18 protein-coding genes are annotated in these 18,208 nt (G+C 35.3%); all 18 read left to right on the top strand.

The window, feature by feature from the left end; genetic code table 11:
* The first annotated feature begins 74 nt into the window (after positions 1-74).
* The 18 genes from NST49_RS01295 (at position 75) to lgt (ending at position 18,187) form a co-directional block, all read left to right on the top strand.
* Positions 75-977, top strand: a complete 903-nt coding sequence (locus NST49_RS01295; protein WP_023176822.1) for a substrate-binding domain-containing protein — start codon at positions 75-77, stop codon at positions 975-977.
* 236 nt (positions 978-1,213) lie between these two features.
* The gene (gene pstC / locus NST49_RS01290; RefSeq protein WP_034538180.1) at positions 1,214-2,074 is read left to right on the top strand and encodes a phosphate ABC transporter permease subunit PstC; all 861 of its coding nucleotides are present in this window, start codon (positions 1,214-1,216) and stop codon (positions 2,072-2,074) included.
* Positions 2,075-2,076: 2 nt separating this feature from the next.
* Positions 2,077-2,892, top strand: a complete 816-nt coding sequence (gene pstA, locus NST49_RS01285) for a phosphate ABC transporter permease PstA (protein WP_023176826.1) — start codon at positions 2,077-2,079, stop codon at positions 2,890-2,892.
* Complete coding sequence (gene pstB, locus NST49_RS01280) at positions 2,892-3,644, top strand: phosphate ABC transporter ATP-binding protein PstB (RefSeq protein ID WP_034538185.1); 753 nt, start codon at positions 2,892-2,894, stop codon at positions 3,642-3,644. The genes pstA (NST49_RS01285) and pstB (NST49_RS01280) overlap by 1 nt, the downstream gene beginning before the upstream one ends.
* Before the next feature lie 29 nt (positions 3,645-3,673).
* Positions 3,674-4,339 (top strand): phosphate signaling complex protein PhoU, encoded by a 666-nt coding sequence (phoU, locus tag NST49_RS01275; RefSeq protein ID WP_023176830.1) that lies wholly within the window; start codon positions 3,674-3,676, stop codon positions 4,337-4,339.
* Between the two features lie 319 nt (positions 4,340-4,658).
* Positions 4,659-5,522: a phosphate ABC transporter substrate-binding protein PstS family protein gene (locus NST49_RS01270; protein WP_034538187.1), complete on the top strand. Its 864-nt coding sequence runs from the start codon at positions 4,659-4,661 to the stop codon at positions 5,520-5,522.
* A gap of 115 nt (positions 5,523-5,637) precedes the next feature.
* The gene (gene pstC / locus NST49_RS01265; RefSeq protein WP_023176833.1) at positions 5,638-6,558 is read left to right on the top strand and encodes a phosphate ABC transporter permease subunit PstC; all 921 of its coding nucleotides are present in this window, start codon (positions 5,638-5,640) and stop codon (positions 6,556-6,558) included.
* Positions 6,558-7,442 (top strand): phosphate ABC transporter permease PstA, encoded by an 885-nt coding sequence (gene pstA, locus NST49_RS01260; protein ID WP_034538189.1) that lies wholly within the window; start codon positions 6,558-6,560, stop codon positions 7,440-7,442. The genes pstC (NST49_RS01265) and pstA (NST49_RS01260) overlap by 1 nt, the downstream gene beginning before the upstream one ends.
* A gap of 49 nt (positions 7,443-7,491) precedes the next feature.
* Positions 7,492-8,298 carry a phosphate ABC transporter ATP-binding protein PstB gene (pstB, locus tag NST49_RS01255; RefSeq protein ID WP_023176837.1) on the top strand — a complete coding sequence of 269 codons (807 nt, stop codon included), beginning with the start codon at positions 7,492-7,494 and terminating at the stop codon, positions 8,296-8,298.
* 11 nt (positions 8,299-8,309) lie between these two features.
* The gene (pstB, locus tag NST49_RS01250; RefSeq protein ID WP_023176838.1) at positions 8,310-9,074 is read left to right on the top strand and encodes a phosphate ABC transporter ATP-binding protein PstB; all 765 of its coding nucleotides are present in this window, start codon (positions 8,310-8,312) and stop codon (positions 9,072-9,074) included.
* 41 nt (positions 9,075-9,115) lie between these two features.
* Entirely contained in the window at positions 9,116-9,796 is a 681-nt protein-coding gene (phoU, locus tag NST49_RS01245) for a phosphate signaling complex protein PhoU (protein ID WP_251166391.1), read from the top strand.
* A 136-nt stretch (positions 9,797-9,932) separates the two neighbouring features.
* Positions 9,933-10,577: an HD domain-containing protein gene (locus NST49_RS01240; protein WP_023176841.1), complete on the top strand. Its 645-nt coding sequence runs from the start codon at positions 9,933-9,935 to the stop codon at positions 10,575-10,577.
* Positions 10,578-10,727: 150 nt separating this feature from the next.
* Positions 10,728-13,571: an excinuclease ABC subunit UvrA gene (uvrA, locus tag NST49_RS01235; RefSeq protein ID WP_023176843.1), complete on the top strand. Its 2,844-nt coding sequence runs from the start codon at positions 10,728-10,730 to the stop codon at positions 13,569-13,571.
* Positions 13,572-13,875: 304 nt separating this feature from the next.
* Positions 13,876-15,468 carry a daptomycin-sensing surface protein LiaX gene (gene liaX, locus NST49_RS01230; RefSeq protein WP_341046635.1) on the top strand — a complete coding sequence of 531 codons (1,593 nt, stop codon included), beginning with the start codon at positions 13,876-13,878 and terminating at the stop codon, positions 15,466-15,468.
* A gap of 46 nt (positions 15,469-15,514) precedes the next feature.
* Positions 15,515-15,820, top strand: a complete 306-nt coding sequence (locus NST49_RS01225; protein ID WP_034538195.1) for a PspC domain-containing protein — start codon at positions 15,515-15,517, stop codon at positions 15,818-15,820.
* Positions 15,820-16,170 (top strand): phage holin family protein, encoded by a 351-nt coding sequence (locus NST49_RS01220; protein WP_034538197.1) that lies wholly within the window; start codon positions 15,820-15,822, stop codon positions 16,168-16,170. Before NST49_RS01225 ends, NST49_RS01220 begins: the two co-directional genes overlap by 1 nt.
* Positions 16,171-16,377: 207 nt before the next feature.
* Positions 16,378-17,313, top strand: coding sequence for an HPr(Ser) kinase/phosphatase (gene hprK / locus NST49_RS01215; RefSeq protein WP_023176849.1), 936 nt, complete (start codon positions 16,378-16,380; stop codon positions 17,311-17,313).
* 16 nt (positions 17,314-17,329) lie between these two features.
* Entirely contained in the window at positions 17,330-18,187 is an 858-nt protein-coding gene (gene lgt / locus NST49_RS01210; protein ID WP_023176850.1) for a prolipoprotein diacylglyceryl transferase, read from the top strand.
* Positions 18,188-18,208: the final 21 nt, after the last annotated feature.

Here is an 18,208-nt window from a genome sequence, read left to right as displayed (position 1 = left end):
TATTCATTCGTTAAGATAACTTATGTGGACGAGGATGGAAATGTCCAACACTATTATTATAAAGGATGGGAAAAATGACAATTACAAAACTATCAAAATTAACTTTAACATTAGGAGCAGGTTTAGCATTAGCAGCATGCGGAGCAGATTCTAGTTCATCAGGCTCTTCAGAAAATGCAGAAGGGTTTGATACTTCACAAACGATTAATGTAATTTCAAGAGAAGATGGGTCTGGTACTCGTGGAGCTTTCACAGAAATTACAGGAGTACTTGTTTCTGAAGGAGATACTGAAACAGACAACACTTATTCTGGAGCAACCATTCAAAATAGTACAAGCGGCGTTATGACAACAGTTGCTGGAGATCCTGCATCCATTGGGTACATCTCATTAGGGTCATTAGATGACAGCATTAAAGCTGTTACCATTGAAGGAGTAGAAGCAACTGCCGAGACAGTACAAGATAGTTCATATGCAATCGCTCGACCATTCAATATTGCTCATAATGGTGAATTAAGCGAAGTAGCAGAAGATTTCTGGAGTTATATCATGAGTGCTGAAGGACAAGAAATCGTTGTAGGCGAAGGTTATGTAGAAGCAGTAACAGATGCACCTGCATATGAAGCAACAGAAGGGATGTCAGGCAATATCAGTGTTGTGGGATCAACCTCTGTGACACCGGTAATGGAAGTTTTAGTTGAAGAATATACAGCTCTTAATCCAGAAGTGACGATCGATATCACATCAAACGGTTCTTCTGCTGGTATGACTGCTGCAATGGACGGCTCAGCTGATATCGGGATGGCTTCTCGTGAACTTAAAGATGAAGAATTAGACGTATTGACTGCTGAACCACTAGCAATTGACGGTATTGCTGTAGTTGTAAATCCTGAAAATACAATCGAAGATTTGACAATGGAACAAGTTAAACAAATCTTTACAGGTGAAGTGACAACTTGGGATGAAGTTTCTAAATAATCATTAGGTAAAATAAAAAGAACCAGAACTCTTCTGGTTTTTTTATGAAAATGAGTTTCAGTCAATTGGGAAATTGACAAATGAATCCAACCTATCAACTGATATAAATCAAGATAGGTTGGTTTTTCATGTATGGGGATAAAAGTAGGTAAAAAATTTACAATTATCCATAAATACAATTGAAAAGGACTGTATTTATGAATGATTTATTCTGTTTTATGTTAAAGGAGAACAATATGAAGACGAAAAAATTAGATGGGTTTATGAAAGGTGTTTTTTTTGTATCTGCATTGACATCAGTCTTAGCTATCGTTTTAATCTGCATCTTTATTTTTGCAGGCGGCGTTCCTTTTATGGTGGAATATGGAGTGCTAGACTTTTTATTTGGTCAAAAATGGGCACCTTCTAATACACCTGCATCGTTTGGCATCTTACCAATGATCATGGGATCCTTAGCAGTGACTTTAGGTGCAATTATTGTTGGTGTGCCTATCGGTATCTTGACATCTATTTTTATGGCAGAGTTTTGTCCAGTGTGGCTGCATAAAATTTTGAAACCGGCTGTTAACTTGATGGCTGCTATTCCATCTATTGTCTATGGATTCTTTGCTTTACAAGCAATCGTTCCTATCATGCGTCATTTAGTTGGCGGAACAGGTATGAACATGCTGACGGCTATCCTGTTATTAGGAATCATGATTCTTCCTACGATAATTGGATTATCCGAATCTTCTATTCGAGCAGTTCCCAGAAGTTACTATACTGGGAGTATGGCATTAGGTGCTACCCATGAACGGTCTGTCATGAAAGTAGTCGTTCCAGCTGCTAAATCAGGTATCATTTCGTCTGTTATTCTAGGAATTGGGCGTGCTATTGGCGAAACAATGGCTGTCGTGTTAATTGCTGGAAATCAGCCTATCATGCCGGAGAGTTTAACGTTAGGTGTGAGAACTTTAACAACAAATATCGTATTAGAAATGGCTTATGCAAGTGGTTCACATAGAGAAGCCCTTATTGCAACTGCAGTTGTACTGTTTGTATTCATCTTGATTATTAATGGTACTTTCTTGATTATTAAGAAAAAGGGGGCTAGATAATCATGGCTAGTAAATTAATGAGAGGTCTAATTTATACAGCAGCAGCCTTAACTTTTGGATCTTTATTTTACATTGTATTATTTATCTTAATTAAAGGGATTCCATTTCTTACTCCTGAAATGTTTGCATGGAAGTACACAACTGACAATGTATCATTAATGCCATCATTGATTACAACACTTATTGTAGTAGGTATGACATTACTGATAGCAACTCCTATTGGTGTATTTACAGGGTTCTATCTAGTTGAATACGCTAAAAAAGGAAACAAAGCTGTTGGTCTGATCCGTATTGCGACAGATACTTTAGCGGCTGTACCTTCGATCGTCTACGGGTTGTTTGGGATGTTGTTTTTCGTTACTTTCCTAAACTTTCAGTATTCTGTTTTAGCTGGAGTATTAACGTCAACCATTATGGTTTTACCGTTGATCATTCGTTCAACGGAAGAGGCATTATTATCAGTAAATGATTCATTGAGGGAAGCAAGTTTTGCTCTAGGAGCAGGGAAATTGAGAACGATTTTCAAAGTTATTCTGCCAGTTGCTATGCCAGGTATCTTATCTGGAGTTATTCTAGCAAGTGGAAGAGTAGTTGGAGAAACCGCGGCGCTATTGTATACATTAGGAAGTTCAACAAATTTGCCAAGCGGTCTATTCTCTTCAGGAAGAACTTTGGCTCTGCACATGTATGTTCTATCCAGTGAAGGCATGCATGTAAACGAATCATACGCGACTGGGGTCGTTCTGATTTTATTTGTTTTAATCATTAATGGGTTGTCAACATTCTTGAGCAATAGACTGACAAAGGGGACAAAATAATGAGTAAACTAAGTATAAAAAATATGAATCTATTTTATGATGATTTTCAAGCGTTGCACAATGTGAATTTAGAAATCCCTAAAAATCAAATTACAGCCTTTATTGGACCATCTGGTTGTGGAAAATCAACGCTGATCAAAAGTTTGAATCGAATGAATGATTTAATTGAAGGATGTAAGATTAAAGGAGATATCCTTTTAGATGAAGAAGATATCTACAAGAAAGACTTTGATGTTAATGTATTGCGAAAAAAAGTTGGTATGGTTTTTCAACAACCTAATCCATTTCCAATGAGCATCTATGATAATATTGCTTATGGACCGAGAACACATGGCATCAAAGATAAAAAGACGCTAGATGCGTTAGTTGAAAAAAGCCTCAGAGGAGCTGCCATTTGGGAAGAAGTAAAAAATGATTTGAAAAAAAATGCGTTGTCTTTATCCGGTGGCCAACAACAACGGATCTGCATCGCACGTGCACTAGCGGTTGAACCTGAAATCTTATTGATGGATGAACCCACAAGTGCATTAGATCCGATTTCGACTGCTAAAATTGAAGAACTAGTGACAGTTTTAAAAGAAAATTATACAATCGTAATGGTGACGCATAACATGCAGCAAGCTTCTCGTGTTTCAGATAAAACAGCCTTTTTCTTAAATGGGAAAATCGTCGAGACCGGAGAAACGAGAAAGATTTTCACAAATCCGCAACAAAAAGAAACAGAAGATTATATTTCTGGTCGTTTTGGATAATCATTAAACTAGAAAATGGAGGAAATAAATTGAGGAAAATATATGAAGAAGAACTTGCCAATTTACATGTTCATTTTTCAGAAATGGGTATGATGGTGAATGAAGCCATCTATAAATCAGTTAAAGCATTTACTAACCACGATAAAGAATTAGCCCAACAAGTTATCGAAAACGATGTAGTGATCAATGCACGAGAAACTGAGTTAGAGAAAAAATGCTTTGAACTGATTGCATTGCAACAACCTGTTACAAGTGATTTAAGAAAAATAGTGACAGTAATGAAAGCAAGTGCTGATTTAGAAAGAATGGGAGATCATGCAGTAAGTGTGGCAAAATCTACTATTCGAGTTAAAGGGACAAAACGAGTACCACAAGTCGAAGCGGATATCGCTCAACTCTCAGAAAAAGTAAAAGTAATGGTTGAAGGTGTGTTAGAAGCCTATATTAAAGAAGATGCCAATAAGGCTAAAGAGTTAGCAACGGCTATTAACGATATAGACAATGAATTTTATGCGATTTACCAACAATGCATTGATGAAATGAAAGTAGATTCTGAATTAGTTTTAGGTGCTACAGATTATATGTTAGTAGCAAGGTATTTAAAACGTATCGGTGATTACGTGACTAATATTTGCGAATGGATCGTCTATTTAAAAACAGGTAAAGTAGTTGAATTGAATACAAGTAAAAAGTGAGTTTTAGATAAAAGCTTTTGTTGAAAAATCAATGAGGAGTTTAATAAAAATTAAGTGCAAATAAAATTGGGAGAAAGTAAAAAAATTCTCATTTTAGCTTTTTAATGATTGGGTAAGCAGAGAAGATGTAAAGCGTCAGAATACAGAGAAAACTCTGTTTTGGCGCTTTTTTCTTTGCTCTTTTATTTTAAAAAAGTTAGAATAATAATAAGGTGTAATATGCCTTTACACAAACTTTACAATTACCCTATTTAACTTTTTTGAGATTACGTTATTATTAAGAAGTATGTAATTTAGGTAAATGCCTAGGAGGTATAAAATGAAACTAAAAAATAGTCGGCTTATGTTAACCCTTGCGTTTGGATTTATTCTAACGGCATGTGGACCTGTAGTAGAAGAAGAATCCATTACTGCAGTCGGATCCTCTGCTTTGCAACCACTTGTGGAAGCTGCCGGTGAACAATACAGTTCTGAAAATATTGGGAAGTTTATTAATGTACAAGGCGGAGGTAGTGGAACAGGTCTGAGCCAAATCGCTGCAGATGCTGTAGAAATAGGAAATTCAGATATTTTTGCTGAAGAAAAAGACGGCATAGATGCTTCTAAATTAGTGGATCATCGTGTAGCTGTTGTAGGAATCACACCGATCGTTACACCCGGCACTGGAGTTACAGATATCAGTATAGAAGAGTTAAATAAAATATTTACAGGGAAAATAACGAATTGGTCAGAACTAGGCGGAAATGATCTGCCGATAACGGTATTAAATCGTGCATCTGGTAGTGGAACACGTGCAACATTTGAACAATGGGTTTTAGAAGAAGGTCAAAATAGTATTATTACACAAGAACAAGAATCTAGTGGGACAGTGCGCCAAATTGTTGCCAATACTCCTGGTACAATCAGTTACGTTGCTTTCTCATATGTAAATGATGATGTTGTTGCTTTATCGATAGATGGAGTAGAACCAAAAGATGAAAATGTAAAAACAAATGATTGGCCAATTTGGTCTTATGAACATATGTATACGAATGGGGAACCAACTGGTTTAACAAAGGATTTTCTTGACTATATTTTATCTGAAGAGATCCAATCAACACTGATTGAAGCATTAGGATACATTCCGACTAGCCAAATGGAAATTCAACGAGATGTTGAGGGAAATACAATCCCCGTAGAGTAAACGAATGAATAATGGCCATCAACAACAGAAGTGATGCCATACCAGTAAAGACGACTGTTCGATATGAAAAGCCGTCTTTCAATTTGTTAGATTTGAAAAAAGAGGAGGGTTTCTTTTGGAAGAGATTCAAGAAAGATTACTTGGAAACTCAAAAAAAGGCAGACTGGAAAAAATAGGAAAAAGTATTAGTTTTATTTGTATCGCTATCATAGTATGTGTAGTCGCATCCATTTTATATTTTGTTACAAGTAAAGGCCTCTCTACGTTTTTTGTAGATGATGTTTCTTTTTGGAACTTTTTAACAAGTTCAGTATGGAGTCCAGGTAATGTAGGGGAAGACGGTCAACCGCTTGTAGGAGCACTTCCAATGATTACCGGATCATTTTTAGTAACATTGTTATCAGCTGTATTAGCAACACCTTTTGCAATTGGAGCTGCTATTTTTATGACAGAAATTTCGCCTTCAACAGGTAAAAGAGTCTTACAACCAGTAGTTGAATTATTGGTGGGAATCCCATCAGTTGTTTATGGATTTATTGGATTAACGGTTATTGTTCCGTTTGTACGTTCTATTTTTGGAGGTACTGGATTTGGTATTTTATCTTCTACTTTTGTATTATTTGTTATGATTTTGCCAACTGTAACAAGTATGGCAGTCGATGCATTGAACTCCGTACCCAGACATTATCGTGAAGCCTCATTAGCTATGGGTGCAACCAGATGGCAAACAATCTATAAAGTTGTATTAAGAAGTGCAATGCCTGGCTTACTAACAGCAGTTGTTTTTGGGATGGCTCGTGCGTTTGGAGAAGCTTTAGCTGTTCAAATGGTTATTGGTAATGCAGCTTTAATGCCAGGAAGCTTAGTTACACCAGCTTCAACGTTAACAAGTATTTTAACCATGAGTATGGGAAATACAGTTATGGGCACATTAGAAAATAATGTTCTTTGGTCTTTAGCTCTTATTCTAATGGTCATGGCGCTATTCTTTAATATCTTAACGCGTTGGATCGGTAAGAAAGGGGCTATGAAATAATGAATGCAAAAAAATGGGATAAATTCGCAGTCGGCGTATTATATGCATTGTCTATTATGATTGTTCTTATTTTGTTCAGTTTACTAGCCTTTATATTATGGCGTGGAGTACCACAGATTTCTTGGGAATTTTTAACCCAACCAGCAAAATCTTTTCAAGTTGGCGGTGGGATCGGAATTCAATTGTTCAATTCATTTTATTTATTGTTTTTAACAATGCTTATTAGTACACCATTAGCTTTGGGAGCGGCTATTTATTTATCAGAGTACGCAAAACAAAATTGGCTAACAGATATTATTAGAACAGCAATAGAAGTGTTGAGTTCTTTACCGTCTGTAGTTGTGGGACTATTTGGATTCTTGATTTTTGTTATCCAATTTGATTTTGGCTTTTCAATCCTTTCTGGAGCTTTGGCGTTAACAATCTTCAACTTACCTTTGTTAACAAGAACGATAGAAGATTCCTTACAGGCTATACCAGGCGTGCAAAGAGAAGCTGGATTAGCGTTAGGATTATCTCGTTGGGAAACCGTTACTCGCATCATTCTGCCTGCAGCATTACCTGGTATTTTAACTGGTATGATTTTAGCAGCAGGGCGTATTTTTGGTGAAGCAGCTGCTTTGATCTACACTGCTGGACAAAGTGCACCTGCATTAGATTTTACAAACTGGAATCCTCAATCAATCACTAGTCCATTAAATATCATGAGACCAGCTGAGACTTTAGCTGTTCATATCTGGAAAATCAATAGTGAAGGTGTTATGCCGGATGGAGAACAAGTTTCAGCAGGAGCTTCTGCGGTTCTAATTATTGCAGTATTGTTATTTAATTTAGTGGCTCGTTATTTAGGAAGAAAACTACAAAAGAAAGCTACTTCTGCTTAATAAACACAGTGTTTAATAAGGATTCAGTTAGACAAGGAGGATTTAAGGAATGCCCAATCAAGCTAACTTAGAGACAAATATTATAAAAATGAACGACAATAAAAGTGTTGATTTATCCACTGAAGATCTACATGTATGGTATGGAGAAAATGAAGCCATTAAAGGTGTTTCGCTGGAATTTGAAGAAAATAAGATTACCTCTCTCATTGGACCAAGCGGATGTGGGAAATCTACTTACTTGCGTTCTTTAAATCGTATGAATGATGAAATTGAGTCTGCAAAAGTAACCGGAAAAATTATGTATAAAGGCATTGATGTGAATGCTTCAAATGTCGATGTTTATGAAATGCGTAAAAATATTGGAATGGTATTTCAACGTCCCAATCCTTTTAGTAAATCAATTTATGACAATATTACTTTTGCTTTAAAAAGACACGGAATCAAAGATAAAAATACTTTAGATGAAGCAGTAGAAACAAGTTTAAAACAAGCAGCTTTATGGGATCAAGTAAAAGATCAATTAAATAAGAGTGCTTTAGCCTTATCTGGTGGACAACAACAACGTCTTTGTATTGCAAGAGCGATTGCTCTTAAACCAGATATTTTGTTGTTAGATGAACCAGCTAGTGCACTAGATCCAATTTCTACTAGTCAAGTAGAAGAAACATTGTTGCAATTAAAAGAAGAGTATTCAATCATTATTGTTACTCACAACATGCAACAAGCTTCAAGAATCAGTGACTATACAGCTTTCTTTTATGTTGGAAATGTTATTGAGTATGATGAAACGAGAAAAGTATTTACTCGTCCAAAAATTCAAGCAACAGAAGATTATGTATCCGGTCATTTTGGTTAGGAGGAAAAACCGTGAGCAGTGAAAAATTTATTATTGAATCTAAAGATGTTCATTTATATTATGGGAAAAATGAAGCATTAAAAGGCGTTTCGTTAGATTTTAAAGAAAAAGAGATAACAGCATTAATTGGACCTAGTGGTTGTGGGAAATCAACATTTTTAAGAACCATAAATCGTATGAATGATTTAATTCCAAATGTAACAATTACAGGAAATGTAAAGTTTGAAAATAAAGAAATCTACAGTCCTAAAATGGATACTGTTGAGTTAAGGAAAAAAGTTGGTATGGTATTTCAACAACCTAATCCATTTCCTTTTTCTGTATACGAAAATGTTGCTTATGGTTTGAAAATTGCAGGTATGAAAGACAAAGCAAAAATGGATGCAATTGTTGAAGATAGTCTGAAAAAAGCAGCTGTATGGGAAGATGTTAAAGATAAATTGCATAAAAGTGCACTCTCACTTTCAGGTGGACAACAACAACGGGTATGTATTGCACGAGTATTAGCAATTGAACCATCTGTTATTCTGCTTGATGAGCCTACAAGCGCACTAGACCCCATCTCAAGCGCTAAGATTGAAAATATGCTATTAGAACTAAAAAATGAGTACACAATGATTATTGTTACTCATAATATGCAACAAGCTTCAAGGATATCAGATAATACAGCCTTTTTCTTGAATGGTCATTTAATTGAGCATGGGGAGACAAGACAAATTTTCACCAGCCCTAGAGAAAAGGAAACAGAAGATTATATTTCTGGACGTTTTGGATAATTCGTTGCATAATTAAGAAAATGGTATAGGAGTGATGAAAAGTGAGACGCGTATTTGAAGAGGAACTAAATGATTTGCACGTTCATTTTTTCGAAATGGGTAAAATGGTTAATGAAGCTATTTATAAATCTGTAAAAGCTTTTGTAAATCATGATAAAGAACTTGCTCAAGAAGTAATCAATCAAGACGTGGAAATTAACAAACATGAAGTTGATTTAGAAAAACAATGTTTCGAGATGATTGCATTGCAACAACCTGTCACAACTGATTTAAGAAAAATCGTAACTGTGATGAAAGCTTGTGCGGATCTTGAACGAATGGGAGATCATGCCGTTAGTATCGCAAAGTCAACTATTCGAGTAAAAGGAAACAAACGGATTTATGAAGTAGAAGCAGAAATTGCTGAAATGTCTGAAAAAGTTAAGGTAATGGTTCAAGAGGTTTTAGATGCGTATGTAAACTTTGATGCTGAAAAAGCTAAAAAAGTAGCTTTAAGTGACCGAGCAGTAGATAAAGATGCGAAAAAAATCCATCATGACTGTATTGAACACATGAAAGTTGATTCAGAAATTGTACTAGGTGGTTCAGATTACATGCTTGTAGCTGGATACTTAGAGAGAATCGGCGACTATGTGACGAATATCTCTGAATGGATCGTTTATTTAAATTCTGGTAAAGTCGTTGAACTAAATACTCATAATAAAAATATTCCCTTAATATAAAACAGAAAAAGACTGGAGTCTATTCCAGTCTTTTTCTGTTTTATTGGATAGGACTTTAGAACTCAAGCTTCTTTTGCTTTCTTTTGTGTTCTGTGTTAGGATAATGAAAATTTACCATGTGGAAGGATGAAGTGAAATGGGAATGCATCAATACATTAAAAGTTTAAGTGATTTAGAAAATATCTTTCGCTGTCCTGGAAAGTTTAAATATGAGGATCATTCTGTGGCAGCACATTCTTTTAAAGTGACACAAATTGCTCAGTTCTTAGGAACCGTAGAGGAACAAGCAGGAAATGATGTGAATTGGCGCGCACTTTATGAAAAAGCACTCAATCATGACTACACAGAACTGTTTATAGGGGATATAAAAACGCCAGTTAAATATGCAACACCTGAATTAAGAGAAATGTTGGCAGATGTAGAAGATTCGATGACCGAAAATTTTATCAAAAAAGAAATTCCAGCAGAATTTCAAGCAGCTTATTTTGAACGTCTAAAAGAAGGGAAAGATGATACATTAGAAGGCCAAATTTTATCGGTCTCAGACAAGGTAGATTTACTTTATGAATCATTTGGTGAAATCCAAAAAGGAAATCCGGAACGTGTCTTTACTGAGATATATGAAGAGTCTTTAAAAACGATTTTAGAATTTAAACATCTAGCTAGTGCACATTATTTCTTAACAGAAGTATTGCCTGATCTATTAAGTGGAAACTTTACAAATCAAGATCAATTACAAAAAATAACACAAAGAATCGTTTCAGATGCTATAAATGATTAAATATGAACAAACGTTCGCTAAAAATAATGAATTATGATAAACTAATAGGATAATAATAGGGTGCATGTTGCTATCCTATTTTTTGTGTTTTCGTTAAACTAAACATATAGATAGATAAACGTTAAAAATAACTAAAAAGGAAGTAAGCAAATGGCGCATGATAAAATTACTGTTAAAGGTGCACGGTCACATAATCTGAAAAATATTGATGTTACAATACCCAGAGATAAGTTAGTTGTTGTGACAGGATTATCGGGATCAGGTAAAAGTTCCCTAGCTTTTGATACTTTGTATGCTGAAGGACAACGACGTTACGTCGAAAGCCTTTCAGCTTATGCTCGCCAGTTTCTGGGCCAAATGGATAAGCCAGATGTAGACAGCATAGACGGTTTAAGCCCAGCAATTTCAATTGACCAAAAAACAACTAGTAAGAATCCACGTTCTACTGTCGGTACAGTGACAGAGATCAATGATTACTTGAGACTGTTGTATGCTCGTATTGGCCATCCTATTTGTCCAAATGATGGAACTGAAATTTCTAGCCAATCTGTTGAACAAATGGTTGATCGAATATTAGAATACCCTGAAGGTACGAGAATTCAACTCTTAGCTCCAGTTATTGTTGGAAAAAGAGGGCAGCATAAAAAAGTCTTTGAAAAAATTAAATCAGAAGGCTATGTGCGTGTCCGTGTAGATAAAGAAATGTATGATGTTTCTGATGAAATCGAATTAGAAAAAAATAAAAAGCATGATATTGAAATCGTCATTGACCGGATCGTCATAAAAGAAGGGATCCGTTCGCGTTTATTTGATTCATTTGAGGCTGCTTTGCGTTTAGCAGATGGATACGCTATTGCAGATATCATGGGTCTAGAGGAAGTTCTTTTTAGTGAGCATTATGCTTGTCCGTATTGTGGATTTACCGTTGGAGAATTAGAACCTCGTTTATTTTCTTTTAACGCACCGTTTGGCTCATGTCCGGATTGTGATGGATTAGGTGTAAAATTAGAAGTGGATATTGATTTGGTTGTTCCAGATCGAAGCCTGTCATTAAAGGATGGTGCTATCTTACCTTGGAATCCTATCAGTTCGAATTATTACCCTCAAATGTTAGCACAAGCATGTAAACATTTTAAAATTGATCAAACGATTCCGTTTGAAGAATTATCGTTGGAAGATCAAGAAGTGATTTTAAATGGATCTAAAGGAGAATTGTTCCATTTTCATTATAAAAATGATTTTGGCGGTGTGCGTGATGTTGATATACCTTTTGAAGGTATTTTAACTAATATTGAAAGACGATACCGTGAAACAAGCAGTGATTTTACAAGAGATCAAATGCGGTTGTACATGACTGAACTGCCGTGTCAAACGTGTAAAGGGAAACGATTAAATCCAGAAGCTTTGTCTGTAAAAGTAGCTGGTAAAGATATTGGTGAAGTGTGTGACTATCCAATTGAAGAATCAATTAATTTTTTCACTGACTTATCTCTGACTGAGCAAGAAACGATGATTGCTAAGCCTATCTTGAAAGAAGTAAACGACCGCTTGAGTTTCTTGCGCAATGTTGGATTGAATTATTTAACATTAAGTCGAACGGCTGGAACGTTATCTGGTGGAGAAGCTCAGCGCATACGTTTAGCGACTCAGATTGGGTCTAATTTGTCAGGTGTTTTATATATATTAGATGAACCTTCAATCGGATTGCACCAACGAGACAATAATCGTTTGATTGAATCCTTGCAAAAGATGCGTGATTTAGGCAATACATTGATAGTTGTGGAACATGATGAAGATACTATGAGAGCGGCCGATTATTTGATTGATATAGGACCTGGAGCTGGTGAAAAAGGCGGAGAAATCATGGCCATAGGAACACCAGATGAAGTAGCAAATAATGAGAAATCATTAACTGGAGCCTATTTGTCCGGTAAACGATTCATACCTGTTCCTAAAGAACGTCGGACAGAAGATAAAGGTTCTATTCGCATTAAAGGTGCTGCTGAGAATAACTTGAAAAATGTTGACGTTGATATTCCTCTAGGACGTTTTGTAGCAGTTACAGGTGTTTCAGGATCGGGGAAAAGTTCTTTAATAAACTCTGTTTTGAAAAAAACATTGTCTCGTGACTTGAATCGGTCAAAACAAAAACCAGGGAAATATAAATCAATGGTAGGGCATGAAGGGTTGGAAAAAGTAGTAGATATTGACCAAAGCCCAATAGGACGTACTCCAAGAAGTAATCCAGCCACATATACGAGTGTATTTGATGATATCCGTGATTTGTTTGCTCAAACAAATGAAGCAAAAATAAGAGGATATAAAAAAGGCCGATTTAGTTTTAATGTAAAAGGTGGACGTTGTGAAGCATGTAGAGGAGATGGTATTTTAAAAATAGAAATGCATTTTCTTCCTGATGTCTATGTTCCTTGTGAAGTGTGTCATGGGACTCGCTACAACTCTGAAACCTTAGAAGTTAAGTATAAAGGTAAAAACATTTCTGATATTTTGAATATGACTGTTGAAGAAGCAGTTGTATTTTTCGAGAATGTGCCAAAAATCCGTAAAAAAATCCAAACGATTATTGATGTCGGTTTAGGTTATGTAACTCTTGGACAACCTGCTACGACACTATCTGGTGGGGAAGCTCAGCGGATGAAACTAGCAAGTGAATTACGAAAAAGTTCTAATGGAAGCAATTTTTATATCCTAGATGAACCGACAACAGGATTGCATACAGATGATATTGCCCGTTTATTAGTAGTATTGAATCGATTAGTAGAGGCTGGAAATACTGTATTAGTTATCGAACATAATCTTGATGTTATTAAAACAGCCGATTATATTATTGACCTGGGTCCAGAAGGCGGAGCTGGCGGCGGTACTATTATCGCTACGGGTACACCAGAAGAAGTTGCAAAAGTTAAGAAAAGTTTTACTGGTCAGTACCTGAATGACATTCTAAAAAGAGATAAAAAACGTGAAAAAATGTAACGGGATAGACTAACACCAAAAAAAGATACATCCGACTAGGTTATAATTGGATGTATCTTTTTTAGTTGTTTCTTTTTATAAAAAAATACTTTCATGTTAAACTGAATATGAAAGTATTGACCTCCCGCTTAGTGTTCAGACTATGTAACGACAGTAAAATCGTACTTAAGTCCTATGACAAATTTACTTGGATGACGCATAATAATAATATAAACAAGGCATAGTATAAAAAAAGCATGCAACCATTACTATTATAAGTCAATTACTATTAGATAAACTGGAAAATATTAAGGAGGAAATGAACATGAAACAAAGAGAAAGAATACTCGAATTAGTTAAACAAGGAATTATCTCTACTGAAGAAGCTTTAGTTCTGCTGGAAAATGCAGCAAAAAAAGAAGGCAAAGAAGCTATTAAAAAAGAACAAACACATGCTCAGAATGAAGAACACAAACCGACACCACCGATTCCACCTAAAAAACCTGAAGAAGCTCATCATGAAGAACCGTCACATGATCCAGAATTTCCAAACCCTGAAGAAGAGGATCAAGATGAAGTGCTCTCTAAGGAAGAACAAAAAGATCGTGAACAGCTTGAAAAAATTCTAGAGAGCTTATCAAATGAAGCCTCAACTTATTCCGTTAAAATAGATGAAAAAAATCTGGAAATTGCGACAATCAAAAGCAAACTTAGATTAGTACAAGAAAAACTGATGGTACTTGAAACGAAGGAAGATTTAGATGAGTTAGATTCTGAAAAAATGCCTGAAATGAATCGAATGAAAAATGAAATTGACGAATTAAAGGCTCAACTCGAAGATTTAGAAGAAGACAAAACTGAATTAGAGGACCATTTAAAAACGATAAAAAGAAAACAATGGGGAACTCAAAAGAAACAAATTTCAGAAAAATTCGAGATACCAGAAGACTGGAAAGAAACAGCAAATGAAACGTTGAATCAAGTTACTGGTAAAGTAGTCGATACAGGTAACCAATTCGGTAAATTTATGAAAGAAACTTTCTCTACAGTAATGGAAAACATGGATTGGAAAGATGTAAATGTTCGTGTTCCTGGTTTAGCTTCAACTAAATTTACCCATGAATTTCATTATCCTGAAAGTTCTGCATCCATTATTGATGTAAAAGTTGCAAACGGGAACGTATTATTTAAAAATTGGGATAGCCAAGATATCAAAATTGAAGCAGATATTAAGATTTATGGTAAATTAGATACAGTTACTCCTCTAGAAGCTTTCCAAAAACGGAGTACTGTTGAAGTAACAGATGAAAAAATGTTATTCCACGTACCAAATAAACGTATACGTTGTGATTTAGTTTTTTATCTTCCTGAAAGAATGTATGATTATACAGCTATCAATCTTTTAAATGGAAATGTGAAATTTGAAGAATTTGAAGGGAAAGATTTCTATGTTAAATGTACAAACGGAAATGTTTTCTTCCAAGATCTGACTGCTACCATGCTAGAAACTGATGGAGTCAATGGGACAGTCACTGTGTTAGATAGTACTGTGAGAGATTTAATGGTAAAAAGTGTAAATGGCGGAATTGTTACACGTGGAAATATTAAGAGCGGAAATCTTTCAACCGTTAATGGAACAGTAAAAGTGTCTTTAGAAGGTGACGATTTAACTCGTATGGACGCTTCTTCTGTAAATGGCAGTGTGAAAGTATCCTTCCCTAAAAACTACAGTGTAGAAGGCGAAGCGAAAAGTAATTTAGGAACGATTCAACACCGTATCGATCACCTTGAAACACTTAAAGAAAGAAAAGACCGTACAAGTCAATTGTTAGAATTTAGAAGAGTAGCAGATACGCAACTATTGGTATTAAAATTAGAAACAACAACTGGAAATATTTTATTAAAAGAAGCAGAATAATGTATAAAAAAGAAAGTTTACAACTAACCAAGAGAGGTGAATAGAGATGAAAAAATTAACAAAATCAAGAGACAATAAAATGGTGAGTGGTGTATTAGCTGGGGTTGCAGAATATTTTGGCTTTGATCCAACATTATTACGTATTATTTATGGAGCTGCTACATTGATCGGTGTTGGTTCACCGTTTTTCCTATACATTGTATTAGCGATTGTAATTCCTGAAGCACCTAGATCGAATCAACCAAAAAATCCAACTTCTTATGGATTTAACTCAGGAAAAAAACGGCCAGAACAACCAGCTGCTCGTAAAGAAGCTGAAAAAGTTAAAGAGGAAGACTGGAGTGACTTTTAGTGAGATTTTGGCAAAAAATTATCGTTAATGCATTGGTCTTTTTAGCCTTAGCAGGTTTTTTGCAAAATATGTTTTATGTGGAAAGTATATGGGTTGCTTTAGGAGCCAGTTTGGTTTTGTCAGTATTGAATTTAGCTGTTAAACCTATCTTGTTTATCTTATCGTTTCCTATTACTCTCCTAACAATGGGACTATTCACTATAGTAATTAACGCAAGTATGTTGAGCCTCACTTCTGCTATCATAGGGAGTGGATTTGAATTTTCATCGTTTGGAGCCGCTATGCTCATTGCTATGTTAATATCACTAGTTAATCTATTATTGAATACTCAAATAATAAAAGCAAAATAGCACATTTAAAGATTGAGACGATTGTCTCAATCTTTTTTTGCTTAAAATAGGCAATGCTAGAATAACAAAGATAGTTAGCTTTTTACTTTTTGAATAGGTTTTCTTTGGATTTCCTTTAAACACATAGATTAAAATGGTAAAATGAATGATGTAGACTATACTTTTTTAACTAATAAAAATTGATCTTAAGACAGAGGAGAATAAATTATGGGCAAAAGTGTAACTGTAAAACAATTAGTAGACTCTCTGGATTTAGAGGTACATAACGGAGAAGAATTTCTTGATCGTAAAATTTTAACAGATGATATTTCACGACCAGGGTTAGAACTTACTGGTTACTTTAATTATTATCCTCAAGAACGCATCCAGTTATTTGGAAGAACGGAAATTTCATTTTCTGAAAAAATGACTAGCGATGAAAGGTTAATTGTTATGCGTAGGATGTGTCAGTCAGATACGCCGGCTTTTCTCGTATCAAGAGGGCTATTACCACCAAAAGAATTGATACAAGCAACAACCGAAAAAGGCATTCCATTACTTTCTTCTCCACAATCGACAACCCGTTTATCTAGCAATGTAACAAACTTCCTAGAAGCGGAATTAGCAGAACGAATTTCAATGCATGGAGTGTTGGTAGATATTTATGGAATGGGTGTTATGATCACTGGAGATAGTGGTGTAGGGAAAAGTGAAACAGCACTAGAATTGATCAAAAGAGGACATAGACTTGTAGCTGATGATCGCATTGAATTGTATGTGATCGATGATAAAAAAGTTGTAGGGGAACCACCTGAGATTTTGAGTCATTTAATGGAGATTCGCGGAATCGGTATTATAGATGTAGTGAATCTGTTTGGTGTTGGATCGATTCGTTTAAGCAAAGTGGTTAATTTAGTCGTTAACTTAGAGCTATGGGATAAAGAAAAAACGTATGACCGACTTGGAAGCGGCGAGGAAAAACAACGTATTTTAGAAGTTGATGTTCCAAAAATCTCTATTCCTGTTAGGACAGGGCGGAATTTAGCCATCATTATTGAGAGTGCAGCAATGAATACCAGAGCGAAAATTATGGGATATAATGCTACTGAAACATTTGAGCGTAATTTAGAAAAACTGATCAAAAAAAATTCAACTGAACAGTAAGATTGGAGATTAATAAATGAATAATATTTTAGGGGCGATTGATCCAATTGCCTTTTCATTTGGATCGCTTGATGTATATTGGTACGGAATTATTATAGCTACAGGTATATTTGCAGCTATTTTTCTGAGTACACGTGAAGCTGAAAAAAGAGGTATAGAAGGAGACCATATTGTAGACATGGCTCTTTGGGCAATTCCTTTAGCTTTTATTGGAGCACGATTGTATTATGTATTGTTTGAATTAGGTTATTATCTGGAACATCCAAGTCAGATTATTGCCATTTGGAATGGCGGTATAGCTATTTATGGTGGACTGATCGCGGGTGGACTAACTGTCTACTGGTATACAAAAAAGAAAGGCATTCCCATTTGGTTAATGTTGGATATTTTAGCACCTAATGTATTGCTGGCTCAAGCTATGGGCCGTTGGGGAAACTTTATGAACCAAGAAGCACATGGTGGTGAAGTGACGCGAACATTTTTAGAAAACTTATTTTTGCCTGATTTTATTATCAATCAAATGGAAATCAATGGGGTCTATTACCATCCGACCTTTCTTTATGAATCTTTATGGAGTTTGCTAGGTTTTATTTTAATCGTTGTGTTACGGAATAAAAAACATTTATTGCGACAAGGCGAGGTTGCACTAAGTTATGTACTTTGGTACTCATTTGGACGTTTCTTCATTGAAGGTTTGAGGACAGATAGTTTATGGCTTTTTGATTTCATACGTATATCACAAGCTCTATCATTACTATTGTTTGTTGCTGCGCTTAGTGTATGGATTTATAGAAGAAGAGACTATCCGCCTGTTCCTTATTATTTAGATGGAATGAATCAACAAAAAAAGAATGTAAAAACAAAAAAGAAATGAACAAGCTGAAGGAGCATGAAT

The organism is Carnobacterium sp. FSL W8-0810, from assembly GCF_038007125.1.
Classification (GTDB): domain Bacteria; phylum Bacillota; class Bacilli; order Lactobacillales; family Carnobacteriaceae; genus Carnobacterium_B; species Carnobacterium_B inhibens.
This window is presented reverse-complemented; position numbering and strand designations above follow the sequence as displayed.

Excerpts from the sequence above, each read along its gene's own strand:
- pstB (WP_023176837.1), top strand. The coding sequence starts at position 7,492 with ATGCCCAATCAAGCTAACTTAGAGACAAATATTATAAAAATGAACGAC.
- NST49_RS01295 (WP_023176822.1), top strand. The coding sequence starts at position 75 with ATGACAATTACAAAACTATCAAAATTAACTTTAACATTAGGAGCAGGT.
- uvrA (WP_023176843.1), top strand. The coding sequence starts at position 10,728 with ATGGCGCATGATAAAATTACTGTTAAAGGTGCACGGTCACATAATCTG.
- NST49_RS01270 (WP_034538187.1), top strand. The coding sequence starts at position 4,659 with ATGAAACTAAAAAATAGTCGGCTTATGTTAACCCTTGCGTTTGGATTT.
- lgt (WP_023176850.1), top strand. The coding sequence starts at position 17,330 with ATGAATAATATTTTAGGGGCGATTGATCCAATTGCCTTTTCATTTGGA.
- pstA (WP_034538189.1), top strand. The coding sequence starts at position 6,558 with ATGAATGCAAAAAAATGGGATAAATTCGCAGTCGGCGTATTATATGCA.
- pstA (WP_023176826.1), top strand. The coding sequence starts at position 2,077 with ATGGCTAGTAAATTAATGAGAGGTCTAATTTATACAGCAGCAGCCTTA.
- hprK (WP_023176849.1), top strand. The coding sequence starts at position 16,378 with ATGGGCAAAAGTGTAACTGTAAAACAATTAGTAGACTCTCTGGATTTA.
- pstB (WP_034538185.1), top strand. The coding sequence starts at position 2,892 with ATGAGTAAACTAAGTATAAAAAATATGAATCTATTTTATGATGATTTT.
- NST49_RS01240 (WP_023176841.1), top strand. The coding sequence starts at position 9,933 with ATGGGAATGCATCAATACATTAAAAGTTTAAGTGATTTAGAAAATATC.
- NST49_RS01225 (WP_034538195.1), top strand. The coding sequence starts at position 15,515 with ATGAAAAAATTAACAAAATCAAGAGACAATAAAATGGTGAGTGGTGTA.
- liaX (WP_341046635.1), top strand. The coding sequence starts at position 13,876 with ATGAAACAAAGAGAAAGAATACTCGAATTAGTTAAACAAGGAATTATC.
- pstC (WP_034538180.1), top strand. The coding sequence starts at position 1,214 with ATGAAGACGAAAAAATTAGATGGGTTTATGAAAGGTGTTTTTTTTGTA.